Source organism: Mycobacterium sp. E740 (genome assembly GCF_001672895.1).
Classification (GTDB): Bacteria; Actinomycetota; Actinomycetes; order Mycobacteriales; family Mycobacteriaceae; genus Mycobacterium.
Genome location: NZ_LZKP01000017.1, coordinates 17,808 through 39,615, shown reverse-complemented (window position 1 = coordinate 39,615; position 21,808 = coordinate 17,808). Strand labels below are relative to the sequence as shown.

At 67.2% G+C, this 21,808-nt stretch carries 27 protein-coding genes and 1 tRNA gene; 12 read left to right on the top strand and 16 right to left on the bottom strand.

All coding sequences use genetic code 11. The features are described from left to right. From A5663_RS01435 to A5663_RS01425, 3 genes are read left to right on the top strand one after another with little or no spacing between them, the layout of a single operon-like run. Nucleotides 1-549, top strand: a complete 549-nt coding sequence (locus A5663_RS01435) for an emopamil-binding family protein (protein WP_068143144.1) — start codon at nt 1-3, stop codon at nt 547-549. A 38-nt stretch (nt 550-587) separates the two neighbouring features. Then, complete coding sequence (locus A5663_RS01430) at nt 588-1,373, top strand: SDR family oxidoreductase (RefSeq protein WP_197503258.1); 786 nt, start codon at nt 588-590, stop codon at nt 1,371-1,373. Beyond that, on the top strand, nt 1,370-2,446 hold the full coding sequence (locus A5663_RS01425; RefSeq protein ID WP_068143140.1) for a dihydrodipicolinate reductase: 1,077 nt from the start codon (nt 1,370-1,372) through the stop codon (nt 2,444-2,446). The genes A5663_RS01430 and A5663_RS01425 overlap by 4 nt, the downstream gene beginning before the upstream one ends. 13 nt (nt 2,447-2,459) lie before the next feature. On the opposite strand, the gene A5663_RS01420 is transcribed toward A5663_RS01425, so the two are convergent. Further along, nucleotides 2,460-3,722, bottom strand: coding sequence for an amidohydrolase family protein (locus A5663_RS01420; protein ID WP_068143137.1), 1,263 nt, complete (start codon nt 3,720-3,722; stop codon nt 2,460-2,462). A gap of 24 nt (nt 3,723-3,746) precedes the next feature. On the opposite strand from A5663_RS01420, the gene A5663_RS01415 reads away from it, so the two are divergent. Further along, nucleotides 3,747-4,610, top strand: a complete 864-nt coding sequence (locus A5663_RS01415; protein WP_068143136.1) for a helix-turn-helix transcriptional regulator — start codon at nt 3,747-3,749, stop codon at nt 4,608-4,610. A 24-nt stretch (nt 4,611-4,634) separates the two neighbouring features. Here the strand turns inward: A5663_RS01415 and A5663_RS01410 are convergent, their stop codons facing one another. Next, entirely contained in the window at nt 4,635-5,255 is a 621-nt protein-coding gene (locus tag A5663_RS01410; RefSeq protein WP_369816573.1) for a TetR/AcrR family transcriptional regulator, read from the bottom strand. Nucleotides 5,256-5,387: 132 nt separating this feature from the next. Between A5663_RS01410 and A5663_RS22435 the strand changes: the two genes are divergently transcribed. The 3 genes from A5663_RS22435 (at nt 5,388) to A5663_RS01400 (ending at nt 6,481) form a co-directional block, all read left to right on the top strand. Next, on the top strand, nt 5,388-5,636 hold the full coding sequence (locus tag A5663_RS22435; RefSeq protein ID WP_231976649.1) for a WhiB family transcriptional regulator: 249 nt from the start codon (nt 5,388-5,390) through the stop codon (nt 5,634-5,636). A gap of 88 nt (nt 5,637-5,724) precedes the next feature. Continuing rightward, nucleotides 5,725-5,943, top strand: a complete 219-nt coding sequence (locus tag A5663_RS01405) for a hypothetical protein (protein ID WP_068143131.1) — start codon at nt 5,725-5,727, stop codon at nt 5,941-5,943. A 46-nt stretch (nt 5,944-5,989) separates the two neighbouring features. Further along, nucleotides 5,990-6,481: an SRPBCC family protein gene (locus A5663_RS01400; RefSeq protein ID WP_068143130.1), complete on the top strand. Its 492-nt coding sequence runs from the start codon at nt 5,990-5,992 to the stop codon at nt 6,479-6,481. Between the two features lie 5 nt (nt 6,482-6,486). Here the strand turns inward: A5663_RS01400 and A5663_RS01395 are convergent. Continuing rightward, a tRNA-Leu gene (locus tag A5663_RS01395) sits at nt 6,487-6,570 on the bottom strand. Nucleotides 6,571-6,674: 104 nt separating this feature from the next. Here A5663_RS01395 and A5663_RS01390 point away from each other — a divergent pair. Both A5663_RS01390 and A5663_RS01385 read left to right on the top strand, forming a co-directional pair. Further along, the gene (locus A5663_RS01390) at nt 6,675-7,055 is read left to right on the top strand and encodes a hypothetical protein (RefSeq protein ID WP_068143128.1); all 381 of its coding nucleotides are present in this window, start codon (nt 6,675-6,677) and stop codon (nt 7,053-7,055) included. Continuing rightward, nucleotides 7,052-7,384: a DUF3817 domain-containing protein gene (locus tag A5663_RS01385; protein WP_068143126.1), complete on the top strand. Its 333-nt coding sequence runs from the start codon at nt 7,052-7,054 to the stop codon at nt 7,382-7,384. The genes A5663_RS01390 and A5663_RS01385 overlap by 4 nt, the downstream gene beginning before the upstream one ends. Here A5663_RS01385 and A5663_RS01380 read toward each other — a convergent pair. From A5663_RS01380 to clpS, 12 genes are all read right to left on the bottom strand, one after another. Then, nucleotides 7,362-8,813, bottom strand: a complete 1,452-nt coding sequence (locus tag A5663_RS01380) for an MFS transporter (protein WP_255396106.1) — start codon at nt 8,811-8,813, stop codon at nt 7,362-7,364. The two genes, A5663_RS01385 and A5663_RS01380, sit on opposite strands and share 23 nt — an antisense overlap. Further along, nucleotides 8,810-9,418 (bottom strand): RdgB/HAM1 family non-canonical purine NTP pyrophosphatase, encoded by a 609-nt coding sequence (rdgB, locus tag A5663_RS01375; protein ID WP_068143194.1) that lies wholly within the window; start codon nt 9,416-9,418, stop codon nt 8,810-8,812. The genes A5663_RS01380 and rdgB overlap by 4 nt, the downstream gene beginning before the upstream one ends. After that, nucleotides 9,415-10,197: a ribonuclease PH gene (gene rph / locus A5663_RS01370; RefSeq protein ID WP_068143124.1), complete on the bottom strand. Its 783-nt coding sequence runs from the start codon at nt 10,195-10,197 to the stop codon at nt 9,415-9,417. The genes rdgB and rph overlap by 4 nt, the downstream gene beginning before the upstream one ends. A gap of 44 nt (nt 10,198-10,241) precedes the next feature. Further along, nucleotides 10,242-11,018 (bottom strand): cyclic nucleotide-degrading phosphodiesterase, encoded by a 777-nt coding sequence (locus tag A5663_RS01365; protein ID WP_068143121.1) that lies wholly within the window; start codon nt 11,016-11,018, stop codon nt 10,242-10,244. 68 nt (nt 11,019-11,086) lie between these two features. Further along, nucleotides 11,087-11,911: a glutamate racemase gene (murI, locus tag A5663_RS01360; protein WP_068143119.1), complete on the bottom strand. Its 825-nt coding sequence runs from the start codon at nt 11,909-11,911 to the stop codon at nt 11,087-11,089. Beyond that, nucleotides 11,908-12,591 (bottom strand): rhomboid family intramembrane serine protease, encoded by a 684-nt coding sequence (locus tag A5663_RS01355; protein ID WP_068143118.1) that lies wholly within the window; start codon nt 12,589-12,591, stop codon nt 11,908-11,910. Before A5663_RS01355 ends, murI begins: the two co-directional genes overlap by 4 nt. Then, nucleotides 12,582-13,544, bottom strand: coding sequence for a cysteine synthase (locus A5663_RS01350; RefSeq protein ID WP_068143116.1), 963 nt, complete (start codon nt 13,542-13,544; stop codon nt 12,582-12,584). The genes A5663_RS01355 and A5663_RS01350 overlap by 10 nt, the downstream gene beginning before the upstream one ends. A gap of 2 nt (nt 13,545-13,546) precedes the next feature. Then, nucleotides 13,547-13,828: a MoaD/ThiS family protein gene (locus A5663_RS01345; RefSeq protein WP_068143115.1), complete on the bottom strand. Its 282-nt coding sequence runs from the start codon at nt 13,826-13,828 to the stop codon at nt 13,547-13,549. 14 nt (nt 13,829-13,842) lie between these two features. Further along, nucleotides 13,843-14,262 carry a Mov34/MPN/PAD-1 family protein gene (locus tag A5663_RS01340; RefSeq protein ID WP_068143114.1) on the bottom strand — a complete coding sequence of 140 codons (420 nt, stop codon included), beginning with the start codon at nt 14,260-14,262 and terminating at the stop codon, nt 13,843-13,845. 53 nt (nt 14,263-14,315) lie between these two features. Then, nucleotides 14,316-15,335, bottom strand: a complete 1,020-nt coding sequence (locus tag A5663_RS01335; protein ID WP_068143112.1) for a P1 family peptidase — start codon at nt 15,333-15,335, stop codon at nt 14,316-14,318. Then, complete coding sequence (locus A5663_RS01330) at nt 15,332-15,916, bottom strand: DUF2017 domain-containing protein (protein WP_068143111.1); 585 nt, start codon at nt 15,914-15,916, stop codon at nt 15,332-15,334. The genes A5663_RS01335 and A5663_RS01330 overlap by 4 nt, the downstream gene beginning before the upstream one ends. A gap of 7 nt (nt 15,917-15,923) precedes the next feature. After that, nucleotides 15,924-16,238, bottom strand: coding sequence for an ATP-dependent Clp protease adapter ClpS (clpS, locus tag A5663_RS01325; protein WP_068143109.1), 315 nt, complete (start codon nt 16,236-16,238; stop codon nt 15,924-15,926). A gap of 102 nt (nt 16,239-16,340) precedes the next feature. Between clpS and A5663_RS01320 the strand changes: the two genes are divergently transcribed. The 3 genes from A5663_RS01320 to A5663_RS01310 all read left to right on the top strand — a co-directional run bounded on the left by A5663_RS01320 (nt 16,341) and on the right by A5663_RS01310 (nt 21,111). Continuing rightward, entirely contained in the window at nt 16,341-17,594 is a 1,254-nt protein-coding gene (locus tag A5663_RS01320) for a nicotinate phosphoribosyltransferase (RefSeq protein WP_231976648.1), read from the top strand. 18 nt (nt 17,595-17,612) lie between these two features. Beyond that, a complete protein-coding gene (locus tag A5663_RS01315; protein ID WP_068143104.1) occupies nt 17,613-19,601 on the top strand; it encodes an ATP-dependent DNA helicase in 1,989 nt (662 codons plus the stop codon). A 70-nt stretch (nt 19,602-19,671) separates the two neighbouring features. After that, a complete protein-coding gene (locus A5663_RS01310) occupies nt 19,672-21,111 on the top strand; it encodes a neutral zinc metallopeptidase (protein WP_068143102.1) in 1,440 nt (479 codons plus the stop codon). A gap of 1 nt (nt 21,112) precedes the next feature. Here the strand turns inward: A5663_RS01310 and A5663_RS01305 are convergent, their stop codons facing one another. Further along, a complete protein-coding gene (locus A5663_RS01305) occupies nt 21,113-21,802 on the bottom strand; it encodes an MspA family porin (protein WP_068143191.1) in 690 nt (229 codons plus the stop codon). Between the last annotated feature and the right edge of the window lie 6 nt (nt 21,803-21,808).

The window sequence follows — 21,808 nt, the reverse complement described above, 5'->3', positions numbered from 1 at the left end:
ATGACTGACGCACCACCCGTTGTCGCGACCCGGGAGGTCATCCCCTTCCGCGAGCGCAAGGGTGACATCGTCCTGTGGATCTTCTTTCTGGTCAACGTCATCTTCGTGACCTACCAGGCCGACATCGAGCAACTCGTCATCCGCGACCCGGACAACTTCTCCTACCCGATCTGGCCGCCGGCCTACATGATCGACTTCCTGCACTGGTACTTCGAGCGTTTCGACCCGCTGCTCTACGAACGCCCTGTCTGGTACACCACGATCGTCATCATCGACCAGGTGGTTTACGGCCCCTTCTACATCGCTGCGCTCTACGCGTTCTGGAAGGGCAAGGAATGGATCCGCAACTGGTCGTTCATCTGGGCATCAGTGATGCTCGCCACGGTCACCATCATTCTCGGTGAAGAAGTGGCGGGCCCGTACGCCAGCGATCACCTGGCGCTCGTCTTCGCCACCAACGCGGGTTGGCTGATCGTCCCCATCTGGGTGCTTGTCCGGATGTGGGGCGAGCACCCGTTCACCCGCCCGGTCGCCACGAAAGTTCCCTGACGATGCCGACTTTCGCCGATCGCTACGGCTCCTGGGCGGTGGTGGCCGGGGCCTCTGAAGGGCTCGGTGAGGCGTTCGCACGAGGCTGCGCCGCGCGGGGCCTCAACGTCGTGCTGATTGCGCGGCGCGTCGAGCTCGCCGAGCAGATCGCCGAGGACATCACCGCATCGACCGGCGTCCAGACCCGCGCCATGCGCGCGGACCTCGCCAGCCGCCAAGACCTGGACAGTATCCTCACCGACCTCGCCGATCTGGACGTCGGCCTGCTCGTCTACAACGCCGCGTTCTCCGCCGTCGGGCCGTTCTGGAATTTCGACGTCGACACTCATCTCAAGGAGATCGACGTCAACGTGCGGGGGCCGCTCGTACTCGCGCACGGCTTCGGCGCGCGGTTCCGCGCACGTGGCCGTGGCGGCATCATTCTCATGTCGTCGATGGGGGCGTTGCAGGGCATGGTCCGAGTTGCGAACTACTCGGCCACCAAGGCGTACAACCTCGTGCTCGCAGAAGGGCTTTGGGCCGAGCTCCGGGACGACCGCGTGGACGTGTTGGTCAGCTGTGCCGGCGCGACACGGACACCGAACTACCTCGCGTCCGAACCGGACGACGCCAACGTACCGGTTCAGGAGCCCGAAGAGGTCGCCGCCGAAACTCTGGACGCGCTGGGCAGAAAGCCGACGGTCTTCCCCGCCCGTGTTCTGCGTTTCACACACTTTGCGTTCCGCCATCTGGTCGGGCGCCGAACGGCCGTGCGGCTCATGGCGTTTGCGAGCGAACGCACCTATCGAGAGCAGCCCGGCTACAGCACAGGAGAGCGGAAATGACACGCAGAGTCGTCCAATTCTCCACCGGTAACGTCGGACAACATTCGCTGCGGGCACTCATCGGCCGACCCGATCTGGAACTCGTGGGCGTGCATGCCGCCAACTCCGACAAGATCGGCAGGGACGCAGCCGAACTGTGCGGCTCGAGCGAGCCCACCGGAGTCACCGCGACGGCCGATATCGATGCGCTCATCGCGCTGCAGCCGGATTGCGTCGTCTACACCGCCCTCGGTGAGACTCGGCCGATGGAGGCGATCGAACAGATGTCGAAGTTTCTGGCCGCGGGGATCAACGTCGTCGGCACGTCGATGGTGTGGCTGGTGACGCCCAACCAGACGGACGACTGGCTGCGCACACCGCTGCAGGAAGCCTGCGCCGCAGGTGGTTCCACGCTCTACGTCAACGGCATCGACCCGGGCTACTCGGGCGATACCGCGGTGCTCGCCGCTTTGAGCCTGGTCACCCGCGCCGAGTCGGTCACCGTGCAGGAGGTGTTCGACTACGGAAACTATGACGACTACGAATACACGGGTACCGCAATGGGATTCGGGAGCACCCCCAAAGACGAGCTACCGATGGCGTTCCAGCCAGGCGTCATCACGGCAATGTTCGGCGGCTTGGTGCGGAACCTCGCCGACCATCTCGACATCGAGCTCGACGAGGTCCGCCAGCGTTACGAGCCCTGGTACACCGACCGGCGCATCGAGTGCAAGATGATGACCGTTGAACCCGGAGGGCTCGCCGGCGTCCGATTCGCCGTCGAAGGCGTGCGCGGCGGGTCTCCCGTCATCATCGTCGAACACACCACCCGGCTCACGCCCGCGGCCGCCCCGGACTGGGAGTACCCACCCGATGGCCACTCGGGTGTGCACAAGGTGATCGTGGAAGGCGAACCTCGCGTAGAGGTGAACACGCTGCTGTCGCACCCGGTCCTCGACGTCACCGAGGCCGGATGTGTCTCCACCGCGGCGCGAGTCGTCAACGCGATCGACTGGGTGTGTCGCGCGCCGGCGGGGATCATCGGCGTGGAGGACATCCCGCCGGCCGAGATGGTCCGCGGGTTGATGTGGTGACGGCCGCTCAGCGTCACGCCTTGGTGAGCTGCTTTTCTTCGTAGAGGCGCGCCCATTCCTTGCGGGGCCGGATCGACACGTCGACGTCAGATGCCTTGGCGCGCAATGCACCTACCGTCGCGTCCGCCCGCGCAGTCCGCGCGAACGGGTCCCAGCTGAAGAAGTTGCACGCGTTCTGCCAGGTGATCTTGTTGACATCGGAGTCATCGGCGCCCGCGGCGGTCAACTCAGCGAGCACCTGCTCGGGCGCGTCCGGCCAGAAGCAGTCCGAGTGCGGATAGTCGCACTCCCAGGCGATGATGTCGATGCCTATCTCGTGACGCAGCTTCAACGAGGTCTTGTCGGTGACGTAGCAGGCCAGTGAGTGCTCACGGAAAACGTCGCTCGGCAGCTTGTCGCCGAAGTCGCGCCGCAGCCACTTCTGGTTCGTGTAGTGGCGGTCGCTGCGGTCGAGGTAAAACGGGATCCAGCCGATACCGCCTTCGGAGAACGCGAACTTAAGGTCCGGATAGTTGCGCATCGCGGGTCCCCACAACAGGTCCTGCGCGCACATCGCCGAAACCTGGGTGGCCAGGATGATGAGATTGTCGATGGGTGCGTTGGGCGCCATGCTGATCGCACCGAAGCCCGTACCGATGTGCAGACACATCACCACGTTCTCCTCGGACAGCGTGGTGAACACCGGCCCCCAGTAGTCGTCGTCGTGGTAGCTCGGCAGCCCCTCCAAGTGGGGCAGTTCCGGCATGGTGACCGCGCGGCAACCCTTCGCGGCGACGCGGCGGATTTCGGCGCACATCGCCTCGGGGTTCCAGGTCGGCAGGATCGCGATCGGAATGAAGCGGTCGGGATACGAGCCTGCCCACTCATCGATGTGCCAGTCGTTGTAGGCCGACACCATCACAAGAGTGGCATCCTCGCGGTGCATGTTGAGGTGGCGCGCGGAGAAGCCCGTGAACGTCGGGAAGCACATCGAGGCGAGGATGCCGTTCCGGTTCATGTCGCGGACCCGCTCATGGACGTCGTACACGCCCGGTCGCATCTCGGCGAACCCGGCCGGGTCGCGACCCCACTCCTCGGCCGGCCAGGACACCACGGCGTTGAGGCCGCTGACACCCTGCGGCCGGCCTTGGTACATCCACTGGTCGACACCCTTGTCGTCGGTGACCACGATCGGCGCCTCCTCCTTGTACTTGGCCGGAACATGCCGCAGGAACATGTCGGGCGGTTCCACGACGTGGTCGTCGATGCTCACCAGGATCAGGTCGTCGATGTCCATACCCCAGTAGTACCGTCTAGCGGTGTGACCGTCTCTGCGCTATCGGACAGAGGTTTAGCCGAAACGGCCAGAACCGAACCCGGCCTGTCGCGCCGCGTGATCGACCTGCGGCGCGGCGGACGGGCACTGGGCGGCAGCTACCTCTACCACGGTGACGCGCTGATCACCGGTTGGCACTCACACGACGTCCACCAGATCGAGTACGCGATCGGCGGTGTGGTCGAGGTCGAGACGGATTCGGCGCACTACCTCGTACCGCCGCAGCAGGCCGCCTGGATTCCCGTCGGTCTCGAGCATCAGGCCACGATGAACCCCGACGTTCGGACCGTCGCGGTGATGTTCGATCCGGAGTTGATCCCGCAGGCCGGCGACAGGGCGCGGATACTCGGGGTCTCGCCGTTGATCCGCGAGATGATGATCTACGCGTTGCGCTGGCCGATCGACCGCAGGCCCGGCGGCATCGACGACGAGGAAGTGTCCGCCGCGTTCTTTCGCACCCTGGCGAACCTGGTGTCCGAGGCACTCGACCACGAGGCACCGCTGAGCCTGCCGAGTTCTGAGCACCCGATCGTCGCCGCCGCGATGTCGTACACGAAGGCACATCTGGACGACGTCAGCGCAGAGGAAGTCAGCCGTGCGGTCTCGGTGTCGGAGCGGACCCTGCGCCGGCTGTTCCGGGATTCGATCGGATTACCTTGGCGCACATACCTTTTGCATGCCAGGATGCTGAAGGCGATGGCGCTGCTGGCCGCACCGGGGCAGACCGTACAGGAGACCTCGTCGGCGGTCGGCTTCGACAGCCTCAGCTCGTTCACCCGGGCGTTCACGCAGTTCTGCGGAGAGACGCCGACGAGCTACCGAAAGCGGGTCGGCGGCACACCGCTTTGATCGGCGCTTGAGCCGGCCGATGGGCTAAGAGTCGTGACGCATCTGCCCGTTGCGAAGCAGCGCGTTTACGGCATCCTGCCATCGCTGGAGCTGTGCGGGGCTGTCGAACGGCTCCTCGAGATGGCGCTCGACATGGCCGCGCAGAATCCAGGTGCCCAGGGCCAGCAGCAGCGGGTTCAGTGCGCCCCATGTCGGGTCGAGATCCGGCCGCGTCAGCCCGAGTTCCTGTCTCGCTTGCCACCGCTCGGCGCCGATGGCCGCCAACGAGTCGAACAACTGCTCGCCGAGCGCGCTGCCGTCAGTCAGCGCGCGTCCGACGTACGCCATCACTTCGGGTTCGTCGGACACGAGAGAGGTCGCCCGGTTGCCGACGTCGCTGATCGTGTCTACCGGCGGGTCCGGGATGGGCTTCGCGAGCACCGTCTCGATCACCGCGAGCACGTGAGCATCGACGGCCTTGATCAGGTTCGCCTTCGTCGCGAAGTGGTGCTGCACGAGACCGAGCGAGACGCCGGCCTCTGCGGCGACTGACCGTAGCGAGGTGGCCGCAGCTCCCCGAGCGGCGAAGCACCTCAGCGCCGCCTCACGAATGCGCTCGATGCTGGGACGCCGGTCGTCGCGAAACTCCGTGCGGGGGTCTGTCACCACAACCTGCAAACCACGATGTGCACGCTCCAACGATATCCAATACGTCTGTATCGTAAAAATCCGATACATGTGTATTGTCTGCGTTCGGCGACCCCGCGCAGACGAAGGGAGAGGCCGTTGGCAGGCGACATGCCGCTCGGCGCGTGTACCAGCGATCCGGACCGATGGATCACCGGCGTGGACGAAGGAGCCAGGGAACTGTGCCGGACATGCCCTCGCCGCTGGCTGTGCGCGCAGGAGGCTTGCCGAACCCCTGGAGCAGTCGGAATGTGGGCCGGAATCTTCATCCCGGAAAGCGGCCGTGCACGTCAGTTCGCGCTGCGGCAACTTCGGTCGCTGGCCGCACGCAATGGACACCCGATCCTAAATGTGGGCTGAACCGCATCTTCACCACTGAGAGTTTCGCCGTCTCCGGCAGTGGGCAACCTCTGCCCAACACGGAACTGTCAGCCCACAGGAGACTCAGATGCGCGAGCGCGCCATCGCCCCCACCAACGACCCCGCCGCTGAAGCGATCGCGACCACGGGCCTTTTCCTCATCTTCACCGCGATCATCGCCGTTGCGGTGTGCCTGGCCAGCTGGGGCTCCGCCGAAACGATGTTGGCTGCTGTGGCCGGAGTGACCGCGATGCTCAGCTTCGCCGCCAGCCTGGTCTGCTTCGGCATCCAGAGCAGGGACAGCTGATCGCTTCTGCTTCGCCGGATCGCACTCGCTGCGATGATGGCGAGCTATGACGCGCTGGTATTCGCTCGCCTCCGCTGACGCCGACTTCCTTACGTCGGCCCCGCACGTTTTCCGCTACGAGAAGCGATATGCGGCACCGCCGGAAAGAGTGTGGGATTCATTGACGTCGGACGACTCCTTGGCGGCTTGGGGACCGTCGATCAAGAGCGTCACCTGGACGTCGCCGCGGCCGTTCGGCGTCGGCACCACCCGAGACGTCGTCGCGCCGGGTGGCGCGACGATGCGTGAGCGGCACTTCGGCTGGGACGAGAGCCGCCAGAAATCCTTCTATGTCTATGAGTCGACGTTGCCACTGTTCAACCGCTTCGCCGAGGATTACATCGTCGAAGCCGACGGCGATCAGACCCGGTTCACCTGGGTGGTGGCGATCGAACCGAAGAAGGCGCTCGCGGTTCCCGTCAGGGTGCTGGCTCCACTGCTGAAGGCCGGTTTCGGGCGCATTCCCAGCGAGGGGCAGAAGTACTTCGCCGCGAAGTGAATCTGTGCGGGCGGTGGGACTCGAACCCACAAACTCTCTCGAGCACCGGCACCTAAAGCCGGCATGTTTGCCAGTTTCATCACGCCCGCAGCGAGTGTCGATGCTACCGCTACGAGCGACGTGCCAGACCTGGCGTCTGACGTGGGGTCAGGATCGCGATGGGCGCCCAAGGACGTCGCGGTACCGTTGGAGGGTGTCCACTACACGGCGTAGGAGGCCGGCGCTCATCGCCTTGGTGATCGTCGGCGCGGCCGGTTGCCTGGCGTTGGCCTGGTGGCAGTGGACGCGTTTCGAATCGTCCACGGGCAGCTTCCAGAACCTCGGCTACGCGTTGCAATGGCCGCTGTTCGCCGGTTTCGTCATCTACGCGTACTACAAGTTCGTGCGTTACGAGGAAGCCCCGCCTGAACCCGCCAAGCGCGGCGTGATAACCGAGATACCCGCGGGTCTGCTACCCCAAAAACCCTCAGCGACAACCCAACTCGACGACGCCGTCGATGACCCCGCACTACGCGAGTACAACGCCTACCTTGCCGAGCTCGCGAAGAAAGACAAGGAACACCCGGCCCCATGACCGAATCACCGATCACCTCCGCCGAGAACATCCGCAAGGCGCTGTTGGGCTATCGAGTGCTTGCCTGGACGACGGGCACCTGGCTCATCGCGCTCTGCTACGAGATGGTGATGAAGTACGTCTACCACGTCGAAGGCCTGAACTGGATCGCGGTCGTCCACGGCTGGGTGTACTTCATCTACCTGCTTTTCACTGCCAACCTCGCGGTCAAGGTGCGGTGGCCGATCGGCAAGACCATCGGCGTCCTGCTCGCCGGCACCATTCCGCTCGTCGGCATCATCGTCGAGCAGGTCCAAACCAGGGAAATCAAGGACCGTTACGGTCTGTAGCCAGCGCCAGGTCGTGCGCCGGCTCGTCGGCTTCGACCGCCTTCGGGATGGCCAGTGCGACGAGCGCGGCGACGACGGCCGCGACAACCGCGATCAGCAGGGCGACCCGCAGGCCGCCCAGTGACGGCACTTGCTGCCCCGCCGCCGTCGTCGTCATCACGGCCAGCACGGCACCGATCACCGCACTGGATATCGACGTGCCGAGCGACCGCGCCAGCGCGTTGATGCCGTTGGCCGCCGCGGTTTCCGACACCGGCACCGCCGCGTTGATCAGTGCGGGCAACGAGGAGAACGCGAAGCCGACGCCGACACTCACCAGCACGTTGAACACACACAGCTGCCAGGCGCTGTTCATCAGCACCAGTCCCGACAGGTAGCCGGCGGCCACGACCACCGAGCCCGCGAACAACGTGAACCGCGGCCCGTGCACAGCGGCCACCCGCGCGGCCACCGGCGACGACAACATCATCGCCAGCCCGCCGGGCGCCATCCATAGCCCGGTCTGCAGCATCGACTGCCCGAGCCCGTAACCCGTCTCAGTGGGAAGTTCGAGGATCTGCGGCGCGATCAACGACATCGCGAACAGCGAGAAACCCACAGCGATCGACGCCAGGTTCGTCGTCAACACCGGCCGCTTCAGCGTGGTGCGCAGGTCCACGATCGGGGCGGCAGTCCGAAACTGCCACAGCGCGAACAATGCGAAGATCACCACCGACGCCACGAACATGCCCAGGGTTGTGGCGCTCGTCCACCCCCAGCTTCCACCCTTGGAGATCCCGAGCAGCAGCGTCACCAAGCCGCCCGCAAGACCGACTGCGCCAAGCGCATCGAAGCGGTCGGCCGAGGCGGCGGCGATGCGTGGCACCAGCGTCGCGAACGACAGGCCGGAGATCGCCCCGAGTGCCGCGGCGAACCAGAACAGCGCATGCCAGTCGAACCTGTCGGCGATGATTGCCGACAGCGGAAGGCCAAGTGCGCCACCGACACCCAGCGATGCGCTCATCAGACCCATCGCGGTGCCGACGCGGTGAGCCGGAACAGAAGCCCGCAGCACGCTGATACCCAACGGGATGATCGGCATCCCGAAGCCCTGCAGAGCGCGGCCCACGATCACCGGGACCAGCGCGGTCGTGGTCGCCGCGAGCACCGAGCCAGCAGTGAGCATGACGGCGCAGATGATCAGGATCGGCTTGGGCCCGTACATGTCACCGAACCTGCCGAACATCGGCGTCGCGACGGCCGCCGTGAGCAGGGTCGCGGTGATCACCCACGAGGCGTTCGACGCGCTGGTGTGCAAGAGCGAAGGCAGTTCAGGGATGAGCGGGATGACGAGCGTCTGCATCAGTGACACGCTGATCCCCGCCGCCGCCAGCACCGCCACGATCACCGCGGGATGCCGCGTCGCGCCGAATCTCGCGCGCAAGCTCACGTTCGAGCGGCCAACTCACGCAAAGCGGGCACCAGCAACGCGAGCGCCCGCCCGCGATGCGATGCCGCGTCCTTCTCCGCCGGGCTGAGTTCGGCAGCGGTGCGCGCCGATCCCTCCGGCAGAAACACCGGGTCGTATCCGAACCCGCCGTCTCCGCGCGGCTCGCGGATGATCCGGCCCGGCCATTCGCCGCGCACCACGGTTTCGCCGGACGCTGAAACCAGTGCACACGCCGATACGAAGGCCGCGCCCCGTCGCGCGTCGGGTACGTCGGCGAGTTGAGCGAGAAGCAGTGACGTGTTCGCCGAGTCCTGCCCGTGTCGCCCCGACCACCGCGCCGACAACACGCCCGGCATGCCGTTGAGCGCGTCGACTTCGAGACCGGAGTCGTCGGCGACGGTCGCCAGGCCGCTGGCCCGGTATCCGTCACGCGCCTTGGCCAGTGCGTTGTCCTCGAACGTTGCGCCGGTTTCGGGTACCTCGTCGAACGCGGGCACGTCCGAGAGCGACATCAGCGTCAACCCGGAAACTCCCGCTGCGTCGAGCACCCGGTGCAACTCGGCGAGCTTCTTGGGGTTGCGGCTCGCCACCAACAACTCGGTCAGCTTCCGAACGCTTTCTTCGGCGGCTCTTTGGGCTCCGGCAAGACTCCGGGATAAGGCAGCTCCAACGCCTCGCGCTGGATTTCGAAGAGCTGCTCGCACGCGGTCATCGCCGCGTCGAGCATCTTGTCCAGCGTCGAGCGCGGGAAGGTGGCGCCCTCCCCCGTGCCCTGGATTTCGACCAGGGTGCCGGTGTCGGTGGCGACGACGTTCATGTCGACCTCGGCGCGCGAGTCCTCGGTGTAGGGCAGGTCGACGCGGATCCGGCCGTCGACCACGCCGACGCTCACCGCGGCGATCGCGCACGACAACGGCCGCGGGTCAGAGAGCTTGCCCGCCGCCGACAGGTAGGTGACCGCATCGGCGAGCGCGACGTAGGCGCCGGTGATCGCCGCTGTCCGCGTCCCGCCGTCGGCCTGCAAGACGTCGCAGTCGATGGCGATGGTGTTCTCCCCCAGCGCGCCGAGGTCGATGCACGCCCGCAGTGAGCGCCCGACCAGCCGGCTGATCTCCTGGGTGCGGCCGCCGACGCGGCCCTTGACCGACTCCCGGTCGGAGCGGTCGTGAGTGGCGGCGGGCAGCATCGCGTATTCCGCTGTCAGCCAACCCTGCCCGGAGCCCTTGCGCCAGCGCGGCACTCCCTCGGTGACGCTGGCGGTGCACATGACCCGCGTCTGACCGAACTCGACCAGCACCGAGCCGGCGGGATGCGTGGTGAATCCGCGGGTGATGCGAACCGGCCTCAGCTCGTCGTCGAGCCGGCCGTCTTCTCTTCGGGACACGGGCCAACCCTATCGGCTCGGTATGACCTCACCGGCCCGGACCGTCAGGCCGCACGCAGGACGTCGAACGTCTCGTTGCACACCACCGCGTGCACCGGTCCGTCGAACTCTCCCTTGGCCTCGCTGATGACGTCCTCGCGCGACGTCCACGGCGGAATATGGGTCAGCAACAGTTCGCCGACACCGGCTTCGGCCGCCGCACGGCCCGCTTCGGTGCCCGAAAGGTGCAGCCGCGGCGGCCGGTCCGGCGAGTGGGTCCACGATGCCTCGCACAGGAACACGTCGGCGCCCCTGGCGAGGTCGATCAACGCGTCGCAGTAACCGGTGTCGCCGCTGTAGACCAACGTGGCGCCGTCCGGATCGGTGATGCGCATGCCGTAGGACTCGGTCGGATGGCAGACGAGCTTCGGCGTCACTGTCAGTGCGCCGATCGTGACTGCCTCGTTGTCGACCCAGTGGCGGATTTCGAAGACGTCGGAGAAGTCGTCGACCTCGCCGCCTTCGGGCGACGATGCGGCGCCCAACCGGGCCCAGGTGTTGGCCGGGCCGTACATGATTCCGCGTTCTTGTGCCGGCGACGGGTGATAACGCCGCCACACGAACAGCCCGGGCAGGTCGAGGCAGTGGTCGGCATGCAGGTGCGACAGCAGCACGTGCACGTCGTTCGGATCGGCATGTCGCTGCAGCGCCCCCAGCACTCCGCCGCCGAAATCGAGTACCAACGGCGGCGTATCGGGAGCGGTGACAAGGTATCCGGACGCTGGCGAATCGGGCCCGACAACGCTGCCGGAGCAACCGAGCACGGTGATTCGCACGTTCACTAGCTTGCCATGCCCGGTAGCCCTGTGACGAAAACATCGCCGGTTTGAGACCTCTTAATTGCCGAGAATCACTTCTGCGCGCCGACGTGACGCTGAACAGGTCGAACGCCGTCGAGCGTCGGACCCAGGAAGCGTGCCGCAAGTGTGGTGAACGCCTCAGGATCGCCTGTCGCCTCGAATATCCGCCGCGCGGGGCCGGCCTCGTGGGGCCGCAGCAGATCCAGTTCGGTGAGCACCCTCAGCAAGTCCTTGCCGGTCTCCTCGGCGCTGGACACCAGGGTGACGTTCTCGCCCATCGCCAACTGGATCAAACCCGACAGCATCGGATAGTGGGTGCAGCCGAGGACGAGCGTGTCGACCTCCGCGCGCTGCAACGGTTCGAGGTAGCCCTCGGCCAGTCCGAGCACCTGCCGTCCGCTGGTCACGCCGCGCTCGACGAAGTCGACGAACCGGGGGCAGGCCACGCCGAAGACTTCGGTGTCGCGCGCCGCCGCGAACGCGTCCTGGTACGCGCCGGACGCGATCGTCGCCTCGGTGCCGATGACCCCGATGCGGCCGGTGCGGGTCGCGGCCACGGCCCGGCGCACCGCAGGCAGGATCACCTCGATGACGGGCACGGGAGCGTAGCGTTCGCGGGCGTCGCGCAGGCATGCCGACGACGCCGTGTTGCAAGCGATGACGAGCGCCTTGACGCCGCGCGCGACGAGGTCGTCGCCGATCGCCAACGCGTGCGCGCGAATCTGCGGGACGGACAGCGGACCGTACGGTCCGTTCGCGGTGTCACCGACGTAGACGACGTTCTCGTCGGGCAACTGGTCGATGATCGCGCGGGCCACCGTCAGTCCGCCGACGCCGGAATCGAATATGCCGACGGGCGCGGTCGGATCGCTCACGACGTCAGGTAAGGGTTCGGCACCGCGCTGTTACGTCGTTCGCGCGCTTTGCGTTCCGGCCCGGACAACACGTAGGCCGCGATGACACCAGCGACCGCACCGCTCAGGTGGCCCTGCCACGACACTCCCGCAGTGCCGGGCAGCACGCCGAGCAGAACGCTGCCGTAGATGAGCAGGACGACCACGCCGACGACGATCTCCCACGCCTTGCGGGTGAAGAAGCCGAACACGATCAGGAACGCGAGCCAGCCGAAGATCAGCCCCGATGCTCCGATGTGGTTGACCTCGCAGCGCACCCCGACATAGGGACAGTGCGCGCCGACGTTGCCGATCAGCCACGTGCCGAGACCTCCGAGGATCCATACGATCGCCGTGGCGAAGATGAACCGCGACAGGCCCGCCAGCGTCATCAAGAAGCCGAGCACCAGCGCCGGAACCGTGTTGGCGATCAGGTGGTCCCAGTTCGAATGCAACAGGGGCGCAAAGAGGATGCCCCACAAGCCATCGGTTTCGAGCGGCCGGATCCCGTTGTCGTCGAGCCGGTGGTTCGACAGCGAGTCGAACAACTCGATGATCCAGAGCAGCGCGACGAAGCTGAGCACCGTGACGCCGCCGACCACCCACGCGGGCCGCTTCTTGGGCTGCGGCGGTGTGGTTCCGGGATAGCCGGTCATGCCCATAGCTGACCTTCCAACGCGTCTTCGGCGTCGTCCAGGCTACCGGCGTAGGCGCCGGTCGACAGATACTTCCACCCCGCGTCCGCCACGACGAACGCGATGTCGGCCTGCTCACCCGCCTTCGCGGCCTTGGCCGCGATGCCCAGTGCGGCGTGCAGCACCGCGCCGGTCGAGATGCCCGCGAAGATGCCTTCCACCTGAACCAGGTCCCGCGTGCGCCTGACCGCGTCGTACGAACCGACGGAGTACCGCGTGGTCAGCACATCCGGGTCGTACAGCTCGGGGATGAACCCCTCGTCGATGTTGCGTAGCGCGTAGACGCCCTCGCCGTACCGCGGTTCGGCGGCCACGATCTTCACGTCCGGCTTGTGCTCACGCAGATAGCGCCCGGTGCCCATCAGGGTTCCGGTGGTGCCGAGGCCCGCGACGAAGTGGGTGATCTCGGGCAGGTCGGCGAGCAGCTCCGGCCCGGTGCCCTCGTAGTGCGACAGCGAATTGGCCTCGTTGCCGTACTGGTAGAGCATCACCCACGAAGGATTCTGCAGTGCAAGCTCTTTCGCGTGTGCGACCGCGGTGTTGGAGCCGCCCTCGGCGGGCGAGTAGATGATCCGCGCGCCGTACAGCTCGAGGAGCTGGCGGCGTTCGATCGACGTGTTCTCCGGCATCACGCAGATCATCTGATAGCCCTTGAGCAACGCCGCCATCGCGAGCGAGATGCCGGTGTTGCCGCTCGTCGGCTCCAGGATCGTCGCGCCCGGCTGCAGCAGGCCGTTGCGTTCGGCCTCCTCGATCATCCGCAGCGCCGGGCGGTCCTTGATCGAGCCGGTGGGGTTGCGGTCCTCGAGTTTGGCCCACAGCCGCACATGGGGCTCCTCATCCCACCGCGGCGACAGCCGGCGCAGACCCACCAGCGGCGTGCCGCCCAGCGCTTCGAGGAGCGACTCGTAGCGCGCCAAGGTCAGCCACCTGCGACCGCGGGCAGGATGGTCACCGAGTCGCCGTCGGCGACCGCGGTGTCCAGCCCGCCGGAGAAGCGCACGTCCTCGTCGTTGACGTAGACGTTGACGAACCGGTTCAGCTTGCCGGGGTTGGCCTTGTCCATCAGGCGCTCGGAGATGCCGGAGTAGTTGGACTCCAGGTCGCTGATGACCGCGGCGAGCGTGTCGCCGGTCGCGGTGACACGCTTCTCACCGCCGGTGTGGGTGCGCAGGATGGTCGGGATGGACACCGAAACGGGCATGCGATTGTTTCCTTCTAGGTCTGGTAATGCTCGACGATTTTGACGGGTTCCTCGGTGACGACGCCGTCGACGATGCGGTAGCTGCGCAGTTCATGCTCGTCGGGGTCGCGCGTCGACACCAGCACGTAGTGGGCGTCAGGCTCTTGGGCCAGCGAGATGTCGGTGCGGCTGGGATACGCCTCGGTCCCGGTGTGCGAGTGGTAGATGACGATCGGCGCCTCGTCGGCCTCGTCCATCGCCCGCCACACCTTCAACTGCTCGCCGGAATCGAAGCGGTAGAACGTCGGCGACCGTTCGGCGTTGACCATCGCGATGAAACGTTCCGGACGATCCGAGCCCTCCGGGCCCGCGATCACCCCGCACGCCTCGTCGGGGTGGTCTGCCCGGGCGTGGGCGACCATGGCGTCGACCAGATCGCCGCGGATGACCAACAAGCCACACCCCTCTCTCTTTCCGCGGAACTGTATGCCACCAGCGAAATGTCGAGCTACTCGAACGCTCCCGGCAACAGGTCGCGGTACGTCGGTATTCCAGCGACAGACTGGGCGGCCAGCACTCCGACCATCACCGCGCGGGCCAAGCAGTCCGCGGCGGCGGCGCCGACCTCGGTGATCAGCGGTACCTCGGCCGACATCGACGCCGGAGTCGTCGGGTCTGGCGGCACCTCGACGGCGCCGGTGGCCAAGGCGAACACCGTATCGCCGTCGAGCGGCGTGTGGCACGGCCGGATAGTGCGCGCCAGGCCGTCATGTGCGGCGACGGCGACCCGTCGACAACCCGCCGCGCTCATTGCCGCGTCCGTGGCGACGACAGCGATGGTGGTGTTGAGCGGGCTGTATTCGACGTGCCGTTCGGCGAATGCGGCGATCTGGTCGGCAGGCGGCGGAGTTAGGCCGAACTCCTCGATCTGAGCGGCGAGCCACGGCAGACCCGTCGCGGTGTCGGCCACTTCGCCCGCGGAGTTGACGATCACCAGAGCGCCGACCGTCACACCGGAATCGAGCCGTGTCGAGGCGGTGCCGACGCCACCCTTGAGCACGCCGGCGCGCGCGCCGGTGCCCGCGCCTACGCTGCCGACGGCAACCTCGGTGCCGGCACTCTCGGCCGCCGCGTAACCGAAATCCGCGGTCGGTCTGCATTGCCACCCGCCCACCGGCAGGTCGAAGACCACCGCGGCGGGCACGATCGGCACCACACCGCCCTCCAACGCGACGCCTCGACCGTGCTCCTCGAGCCAGCGCATAACCCCGTCGGCGGCGGCGAGGCCGTAGGCGCTGCCGCCGGTCAGCACCACGGCGTCGACGTGCTGAACCGAGTTGCTCGGATCGAGCAGGTCGGTCTCCCGCGTACCGGGCGCCCCGCCCCTGCCGTCGACCGCGCCAACGGTCCCGGGCGGGGTGAGCACCACGGTGGTGCCGCTGGCCCAACCCGATCCCGGCGTCACGTCCGCGTCGAGCCGGTGGTGCTGTCCGACGGTGATACCGGAAACGTCGGTGATCGAGCTCATCTCGACTTGCCCATCAGACCCAGCACGAGGTACTCCTGCAGCACGGTGAGCCACTGGTAGACGTCGAGGTGTCCGGCCATCGGATGGCCCGACGGCAGATCTTCGGGCCCGTCCGGGGCGATGTCGAGCATCGTGCCCAGCGCCAGGCGCATGTCGTTGACCGCCGCGGCCCACGCGTGCGCGGCCTCTTCGGTCAACTCGAACTTGCCGCCCTCACTGGGTAGCGTGTCCAGAAGTGTCTGTGCTGCTTGACGTTTCGCGTCGATGATGGCCGGCTCGTGCAGGCTGCGCAACGCGCCGTTGAGGCTCTCCGCCGCGCTGGAACCGGCCGGGTGCTCGGTCTGCGGCCGATAGAAGTCCGGCAGCAACCGCTTCATCGTGTCGTCGTCGGGCGGTGTCGAATTGCCCGCGCGCATACCGGTGATCGCTTCGAGTTCGTCTGCGGGAGCAGACGATTCGCGGTCATCCAACATACCGACGAGCGATGTGGCCAGACTGCGCAACAGCGCGGCCTCGTGTGGCGCCACGGCCGAGCGGAAGCGCGTGCCGTCCTCGGTCTCCACCCGTTTCCACTTACGCACGTCGTTGTCAGCGGTCCTGCTGCATGGTCGCCCACAGTCCGGCGGCGTGAAGTTTGGACACGTCGACCTCCATCGACTCGCGGCTGCCCGCCGAGACCACCGCCTTGCCTTCGTTGTGCACTTGGAGCATCAGCTTGGTGGCATGCGGCTCTGGATATCCGAACAGCTTCTGGAAGACGTAGGTCACGTATGTCATCAGGTTCACCGGGTCGTCCCAGACGATGGTCACCCACGGAGTGTCAGCGGCCGTGTCCTCGTCCGCGACGGACGTGACGTCGCGCTCTTGGCGAGTTCCCGGTCGAGTCTTCGCCGGCGTAACCATGTGGTTCAGGATAGCCAACGCTGAACGCGCGCTTCGAGCTACTACGGTGGCGGTGTGACCGCCGCGTCCCCGGCCCTGCTCACCGACAAGTACGAGCTGACGATGCTCGCGGCCGCGTTGCGCGACGGCAGCGTTCACCGCCGGACCACCTTCGAGCTCTTCGCGCGCAGACTGCCCGAAGGTCGTCGCTACGGCGTGGTGGCAGGCACGGCGCGATTCGTGGAAGCGTTGGCGCAGTTCGTATTCGACGAACCCGCACTCGCGGCACTCGATTTTCTCGACCCCGCGACGCTCGCCTACCTCGCCGACTACCGATTCGGCGGCGATGTCGACGGATACGCCGAGGGCGAGCTGTATTTCCCCGGCTCACCGGTGCTTTCCGCGCACGGCACGTTCGGTGAGTGCGTCGTGCTCGAGACGTTGGCCTTGTCGATCTTCAACCACGACACCGCGATCGCCTCGGCCGCTGCGCGCATGGTGAGCGCGGCCGAGGGCAGGCCGCTGATCGAGATGGGGTCACGACGCACGCACGAACAGGCCGCCGTCGCAGCGGCGCGCGCCGCATATCTGGCGGGCTTCGCCGGCTCGTCCAATCTGCAGGCGCAGCGCGACTACGGGGTTCCGGCGCTGGGCACCAGCGCGCACGCGTTCACACTGCTCTACACCACGCGCGACGGTCCCGACGAACGGGCGGCGTTCCACGCCCAGGTCGACGCGCTCGGCGCGGACACCACGCTGCTCGTCGACACCTACGACATCACCGCAGGGGTGGCGACGGCCGTCGAGGTCGCCGGACCCGACCTCGGCGCGGTACGGATCGATTCCGGGGACCTCGGCGTACTGGCCCGCCAGGTCCGCGTACAACTGGACAGCCTCGGCGCGACCGCGACCCGGATCGTGGTGTCGGGCGATCTCGACGAGTTCTCGATCGCCTCGCTGCGCGTCGATCCAGTCGACGTTTTCGGGGTGGGCACTTCGCTGGTCACCGGCTCCGGCGCCCCGACGGCGGGCATGGTCTACAAGCTGACCGAGGTGGACGGAATCCCCGTCGAGAAGCGCAGTAGCCACAAGCACTCGCACGGCGGCCGCAAGCAAGCGCTGCGGCTCGCCAAACCGACCGGCACGATCGTCGAGGAGGTCGTGCATCCCTACGGCCGCCCGCCGGCGGACCACGACGGTCTCACCGCGCGCCCGTTGACGGTTCAGCTGGTTCGCGATGGCGAGCCGGTCGCCGAGCCGACTCTCGATGCGGCCCGCCGGCGGGTCACCGACGGCCTGACCAGCCTGCCCTGGGACGGGCTGAAGCTGTCGCGCGGCGAGCCGGCGATCCCGACCCGGCTGATCCCTCCCGGATAGGGGCGCACCACGTCCGACATCACCGAACTTCTCGCCACGGCGGTCGCCGGGCTGGGCGGCCTCGAGCGCTCGGGCCAGATCGAGATGGCGCAGGCCGTCGCGCACGCCTTCGAGACCGGGGAGCACCTCGCGGTACAGGCCGGCACGGGCACCGGCAAGTCGTTGGCGTATCTGGTACCGGCGATAGCGCGCGCCGTCGAAACCGACGATCCCGTGGTGGTGTCCACGGCCACGATCGCGCTGCAGCGCCAACTCGTCGACCGTGACCTGCCCCGACTGGCCGAGTCGCTCGCCGGCGCGTTGCCCCGCACACCCACCTTCGCACTGTTGAAGGGCCGCGGAAACTACCTGTGCCTGAACAAGATTCACAACGGGTCTTCAGGTGGCGCCGCCGACGAACCGCCCGACCGTCCCCAGGAAGAGTTGTTCGAGCCGATCGCGTCCAGCGCGTTGGGTCGCGACGTGCAGCGGCTCGTCGCCTGGTCTTCGGACACCGAGACCGGTGACCGCGACGAACTCAGTCCCGGCGTCCCGGACCGGTCGTGGTCGCAGGTGAGCGTGTCGGCGCGCGAGTGCATCGGCGTCGCCCGCTGCCCATATGGTGCCGACTGTTTCGCCGAGAAGGCCCGCGAGAAGGCCGGCCGCGCCGACGTGATCGTCACCAACCACGCGCTTCTGGCGATCGACGCGATCTCCGATGCCGCTGTGCTGCCCGAACACGAGTTGCTGGTGGTCGACGAGGCGCATGAGCTGGTCGACCGCGTGACATCCGTTGCTACAGGCGAACTTTCGGCGACATCCCTCGGGGTGGCTCACCGGCGGTCCGCTCGGCTGGTCGAGCCGGAACTCGCGCAGCGGCTGGAAGCCGCGACGGCGACCCTGTCGTCGGCGGTGCACGACACCGAACCGGGCCGCGTCGACGTGCTCGACGACGAGTTGGCGACGTACCTGACCGCCGTGCGCGACGCCGCCCACCGGGTCCGGTCGGCGATCGACACCGCCCCCAGCGATCCGAAAGCAGCTTCCGCGCGCACCGAGGCCGTCACCGCGCTGACCGACGTCGGGGACACTGCCGCTCGGGTGCTCGACTCTTTCGTGCCGCCGATCCCCAACCGCACGGAGGTGGTGTGGATCGAGCGCGAGGAGACCCGCTCGGGCGTTCGGACACTGCTGCGAGTCGCACCGCTATCTGTCTCAGGTCTGTTGCGCGCCAGGTTGTTTCAGCATTCGACGACCGTGCTGACGTCGGCCACGCTGACCATCGGCGGCACGTTCGACGCCATGGCCACGGCGTGGGGCCTGGACACAACGGACTTGACGTCGCCGGCCGAGCGGCTCCGATGGCGCGGTCTCGACGTCGGCTCGCCCTTCGAGCACGCGAAGTCCGGCATCCTCTACGTCGCCGCGCACCTGCCCCCGCCGGGGCGCGATGGCACCGGATCGGCCGAGCAACTCGACGAGATCGCCGGGCTGATCACCGCCGCCGGTGGCCGCACCCTGGGGTTGTTCTCCTCGATGCGTGCGGCCAGAGCCGCTGCCGAGGTCATGCGCGAGCGACTGGAGACCCCGGTGCTGTGCCAGGGCGAAGACACCACGTCGGCGCTGGTGCAGAGGTTCGCCGACGACCCCGAGAGTTCGTTGTTCGGCACATTGTCGCTGTGGCAGGGCGTCGATGTCCCGGGCCCGTCGCTGTCACTTGTGCTGATCGACCGGATTCCCTTCCCGCGCCCCGATGACCCCCTGCTCGCGGCCCGGCAGCGGGCGGTCGCCGCTCGCGGTGGCAACGGCTTCATGACCGTGGCCGCCAGCCACGCGGCGCTGCTGCTGGCGCAGGGCTCGGGCAGGCTGCTGCGCACGGTCGACGACCGCGGTGTCGTGGCCGTCCTCGACTCGCGGATGGCCACCGCCCGTTACAGCGGCTACCTGCGGGCGTCGCTGCCGCCCTTCTGGGCCACCACCGATTCCACCAGGGTGCGCCAGGCGCTCGAACGTCTACGCCGCACCTGATTGTTTTCTATCCTGGCAACGGTTCAATGCGCGCCGCCGTGGCCGCAGGTCGACCCGAAAGGCGGCGTCAATGAGTCGACGGCACCTCCTCGGCGCTCTGATCGCGCTGTCGTCGGCGCTGCTGATGACCGCGTGCACCACACTGCTGCACGGTCGCCCCGTCTCTGTGTTCGCCGACCCATTCCGCGTCGCGGGTATGCCTGCGACCGACGGCCCCACCGGGCTGCGGTCTGACGCCGAAGGTCCCACGCGCAGCGTGAAGGGCTCTGACGGAAGCCAGACCGACCAGCTGGCCCGCCAGGCGATCAGCGACATCGAGCAGTTCTGGCAGAGCGCCCACCCAGACGCCTTCAACGGCGAGTTCAAACCGGTCGACGAGGTGTTCTCCTGGGACGCAAACGGTTTCGAGGGCACCGGCTTCTGCGACACCGACACCTACGGGCTGGTCAATGCCGGGTTCTGCGAGACCGACAACACGATCGGCTGGGACCGCGGTGAGCTGTTGCCCAGTCTGCAGCAGGGGCACGGCGACATGGGCGTCACCATGGTGCTTGCCCACGAGTACGGGCACTCGGTGCAACGGCAGGCCGGGTTGGTCGACGACGACACGCCGACGCTGGTATCCGAGCAGCAAGCCGACTGCCTCGCGGGCGCTTACATGCGCTGGGTCGCCGAAGGCGATTCGCCGCGGTTCACGCTCTCGACCGGTGAAGGGCTCAACAACGTACTGGCGGCCGTCATCGCGTTCCGTGATCCGCTGTTGAGCGAGGAGGACCCCGAAGCCGGTGTCGACGAGCACGGTTCGGCGTTCGAGCGTCTTTCGGCCTTCCAGTTCGGTTTCACCGACGGCCCGGGCGCCTGCTCAGCGATCGACATGCGCGAGATCGAACAGCGCCGAGGCAATCTGCCAGTCCTATTGGAGGAGAACGAGACCGGCGAGTGGCCCGTCTCCGAAGAGTCGGTGCGCGCCGTCATCGACGCGATGAACATCGTGTTCGAACCCGCCGATCCTCCCCGTCTGAGCTTCGATGCCTCCGACTGCCCGGACGCGCGGCCGAGCCCACCGGTGTCCTACTGCCCGGCCACCAACACGATCGCAGTGGATCTCGGAAAGCTGGCGCAGTTGGGCGCACCGCCTGACGTCGAGGACCCGGTCGGGCTGGCCACCGGCGACAACACCGCCTACTCGGTGTTGATGTCGCGGTACATGCAGGCCATCCAGAACGAGTACGGCGGCGTGAAACTCGACAATGCCGAGGCCGCGTTGCGCACCGCGTGCCTGACAGGCGTGGCCACCACCAAGCTGTCGAAGAGCGTGCAGACGCCGGACGGCAACACGGTCGCGTTGACCGCGGGAGATGTCGACGAAGCCGTGTCGGGCATCCTCACCAACGGCCTGGTGGCCAGCGACGTCAACGGCGAATCGGTGCCGTCGGGATTCTCGCGGATCGACGCGTTCCGGGCCGGAGTGCTCGGCGACACGGAGCGCTGCTTCAAGCGATTCGACTGAGTCAGATCTTCTTGGTCACGCCGTACCAGGCCACGATCGCCTCCGAGGCGTCAGTCGACCGGGTCAGGAACGCGTACGAGCGGATGAACGACTCGCCGACACAGCCGTCGATCTTGACCCGGAACTTGCTCACCATCACCCACGGCTTGGCGCCGGTGAACTCCTTCTTCGTCACCGGAATCACGTTGACGAGACCAGGTTTGAGTCCAACGGTGATACCGCCGCCGATGTTGCCGCCGAGGCTGGGCAGCACTCCGAGGTCCAGCGGTCCGGCGGCGTCGATCCCCAGCAACCCGATGGACGGGTTGATGCCCGCCGTGCCCGCGAGCGTCACACCGTTCGAGGTGCTCATGTCGATCCCGCAGCCGATCTCGTAGCCCACCTCCAGAGTGCCGTGCGGAGGTTCGCCGTCGTCGGGTCCGACCAGCGATCCCTTGTACGTACCGCCGACGACGTATTCGCGTGACGACAACGCCGTCGTCAGCGGAGGTATCGGCGCCTGCGTCTCGTCCTCGGCGGACAGGGTCATCTGCCACCCGTCGGGGGTATCGGTGACGGCGGGGGGCGTCGACTCGACGGCCCCCTCCGGGGGAGGCGGCTGCTGCGTCGGCAACCCTTCGGGAGGCGCCTCGGCGCCCACCGGCTCAACGTCTGGCTGTGCCGATGCCCGATCGGCGAGCAGTCCGCTCATCAATGC

Coding starts and splice junctions, on each gene's coding strand:
- A5663_RS01420 (WP_068143137.1), bottom strand. CDS start 3,722: ATGGACATCGACGACCTGATCCTGGTGAGCATCGACGACCACGTCGTG.
- A5663_RS01345 (WP_068143115.1), bottom strand. CDS start 13,828: ATGCCCGTTTCGGTGTCCATCCCGACCATCCTGCGCACCCACACCGGC.
- clpS (WP_068143109.1), bottom strand. CDS start 16,238: ATGGTTACGCCGGCGAAGACTCGACCGGGAACTCGCCAAGAGCGCGAC.
- A5663_RS01305 (WP_068143191.1), bottom strand. CDS start 21,802: ATGAGCGGACTGCTCGCCGATCGGGCATCGGCACAGCCAGACGTTGAG.
- A5663_RS01310 (WP_068143102.1), top strand. CDS start 19,672: ATGAGTCGACGGCACCTCCTCGGCGCTCTGATCGCGCTGTCGTCGGCG.
- A5663_RS22435 (WP_231976649.1), top strand. CDS start 5,388: ATGCCGCTCGGCGCGTGTACCAGCGATCCGGACCGATGGATCACCGGC.
- A5663_RS01320 (WP_231976648.1), top strand. CDS start 16,341: ATGCTCGCGGCCGCGTTGCGCGACGGCAGCGTTCACCGCCGGACCACC.
- A5663_RS01425 (WP_068143140.1), top strand. CDS start 1,370: ATGACACGCAGAGTCGTCCAATTCTCCACCGGTAACGTCGGACAACAT.
- A5663_RS01435 (WP_068143144.1), top strand. CDS start 1: ATGACTGACGCACCACCCGTTGTCGCGACCCGGGAGGTCATCCCCTTC.
- A5663_RS01355 (WP_068143118.1), bottom strand. CDS start 12,591: ATGGGCATGACCGGCTATCCCGGAACCACACCGCCGCAGCCCAAGAAG.
- A5663_RS01335 (WP_068143112.1), bottom strand. CDS start 15,335: ATGAGCTCGATCACCGACGTTTCCGGTATCACCGTCGGACAGCACCAC.
- A5663_RS01385 (WP_068143126.1), top strand. CDS start 7,052: ATGACCGAATCACCGATCACCTCCGCCGAGAACATCCGCAAGGCGCTG.
- A5663_RS01400 (WP_068143130.1), top strand. CDS start 5,990: ATGACGCGCTGGTATTCGCTCGCCTCCGCTGACGCCGACTTCCTTACG.
- A5663_RS01405 (WP_068143131.1), top strand. CDS start 5,725: ATGCGCGAGCGCGCCATCGCCCCCACCAACGACCCCGCCGCTGAAGCG.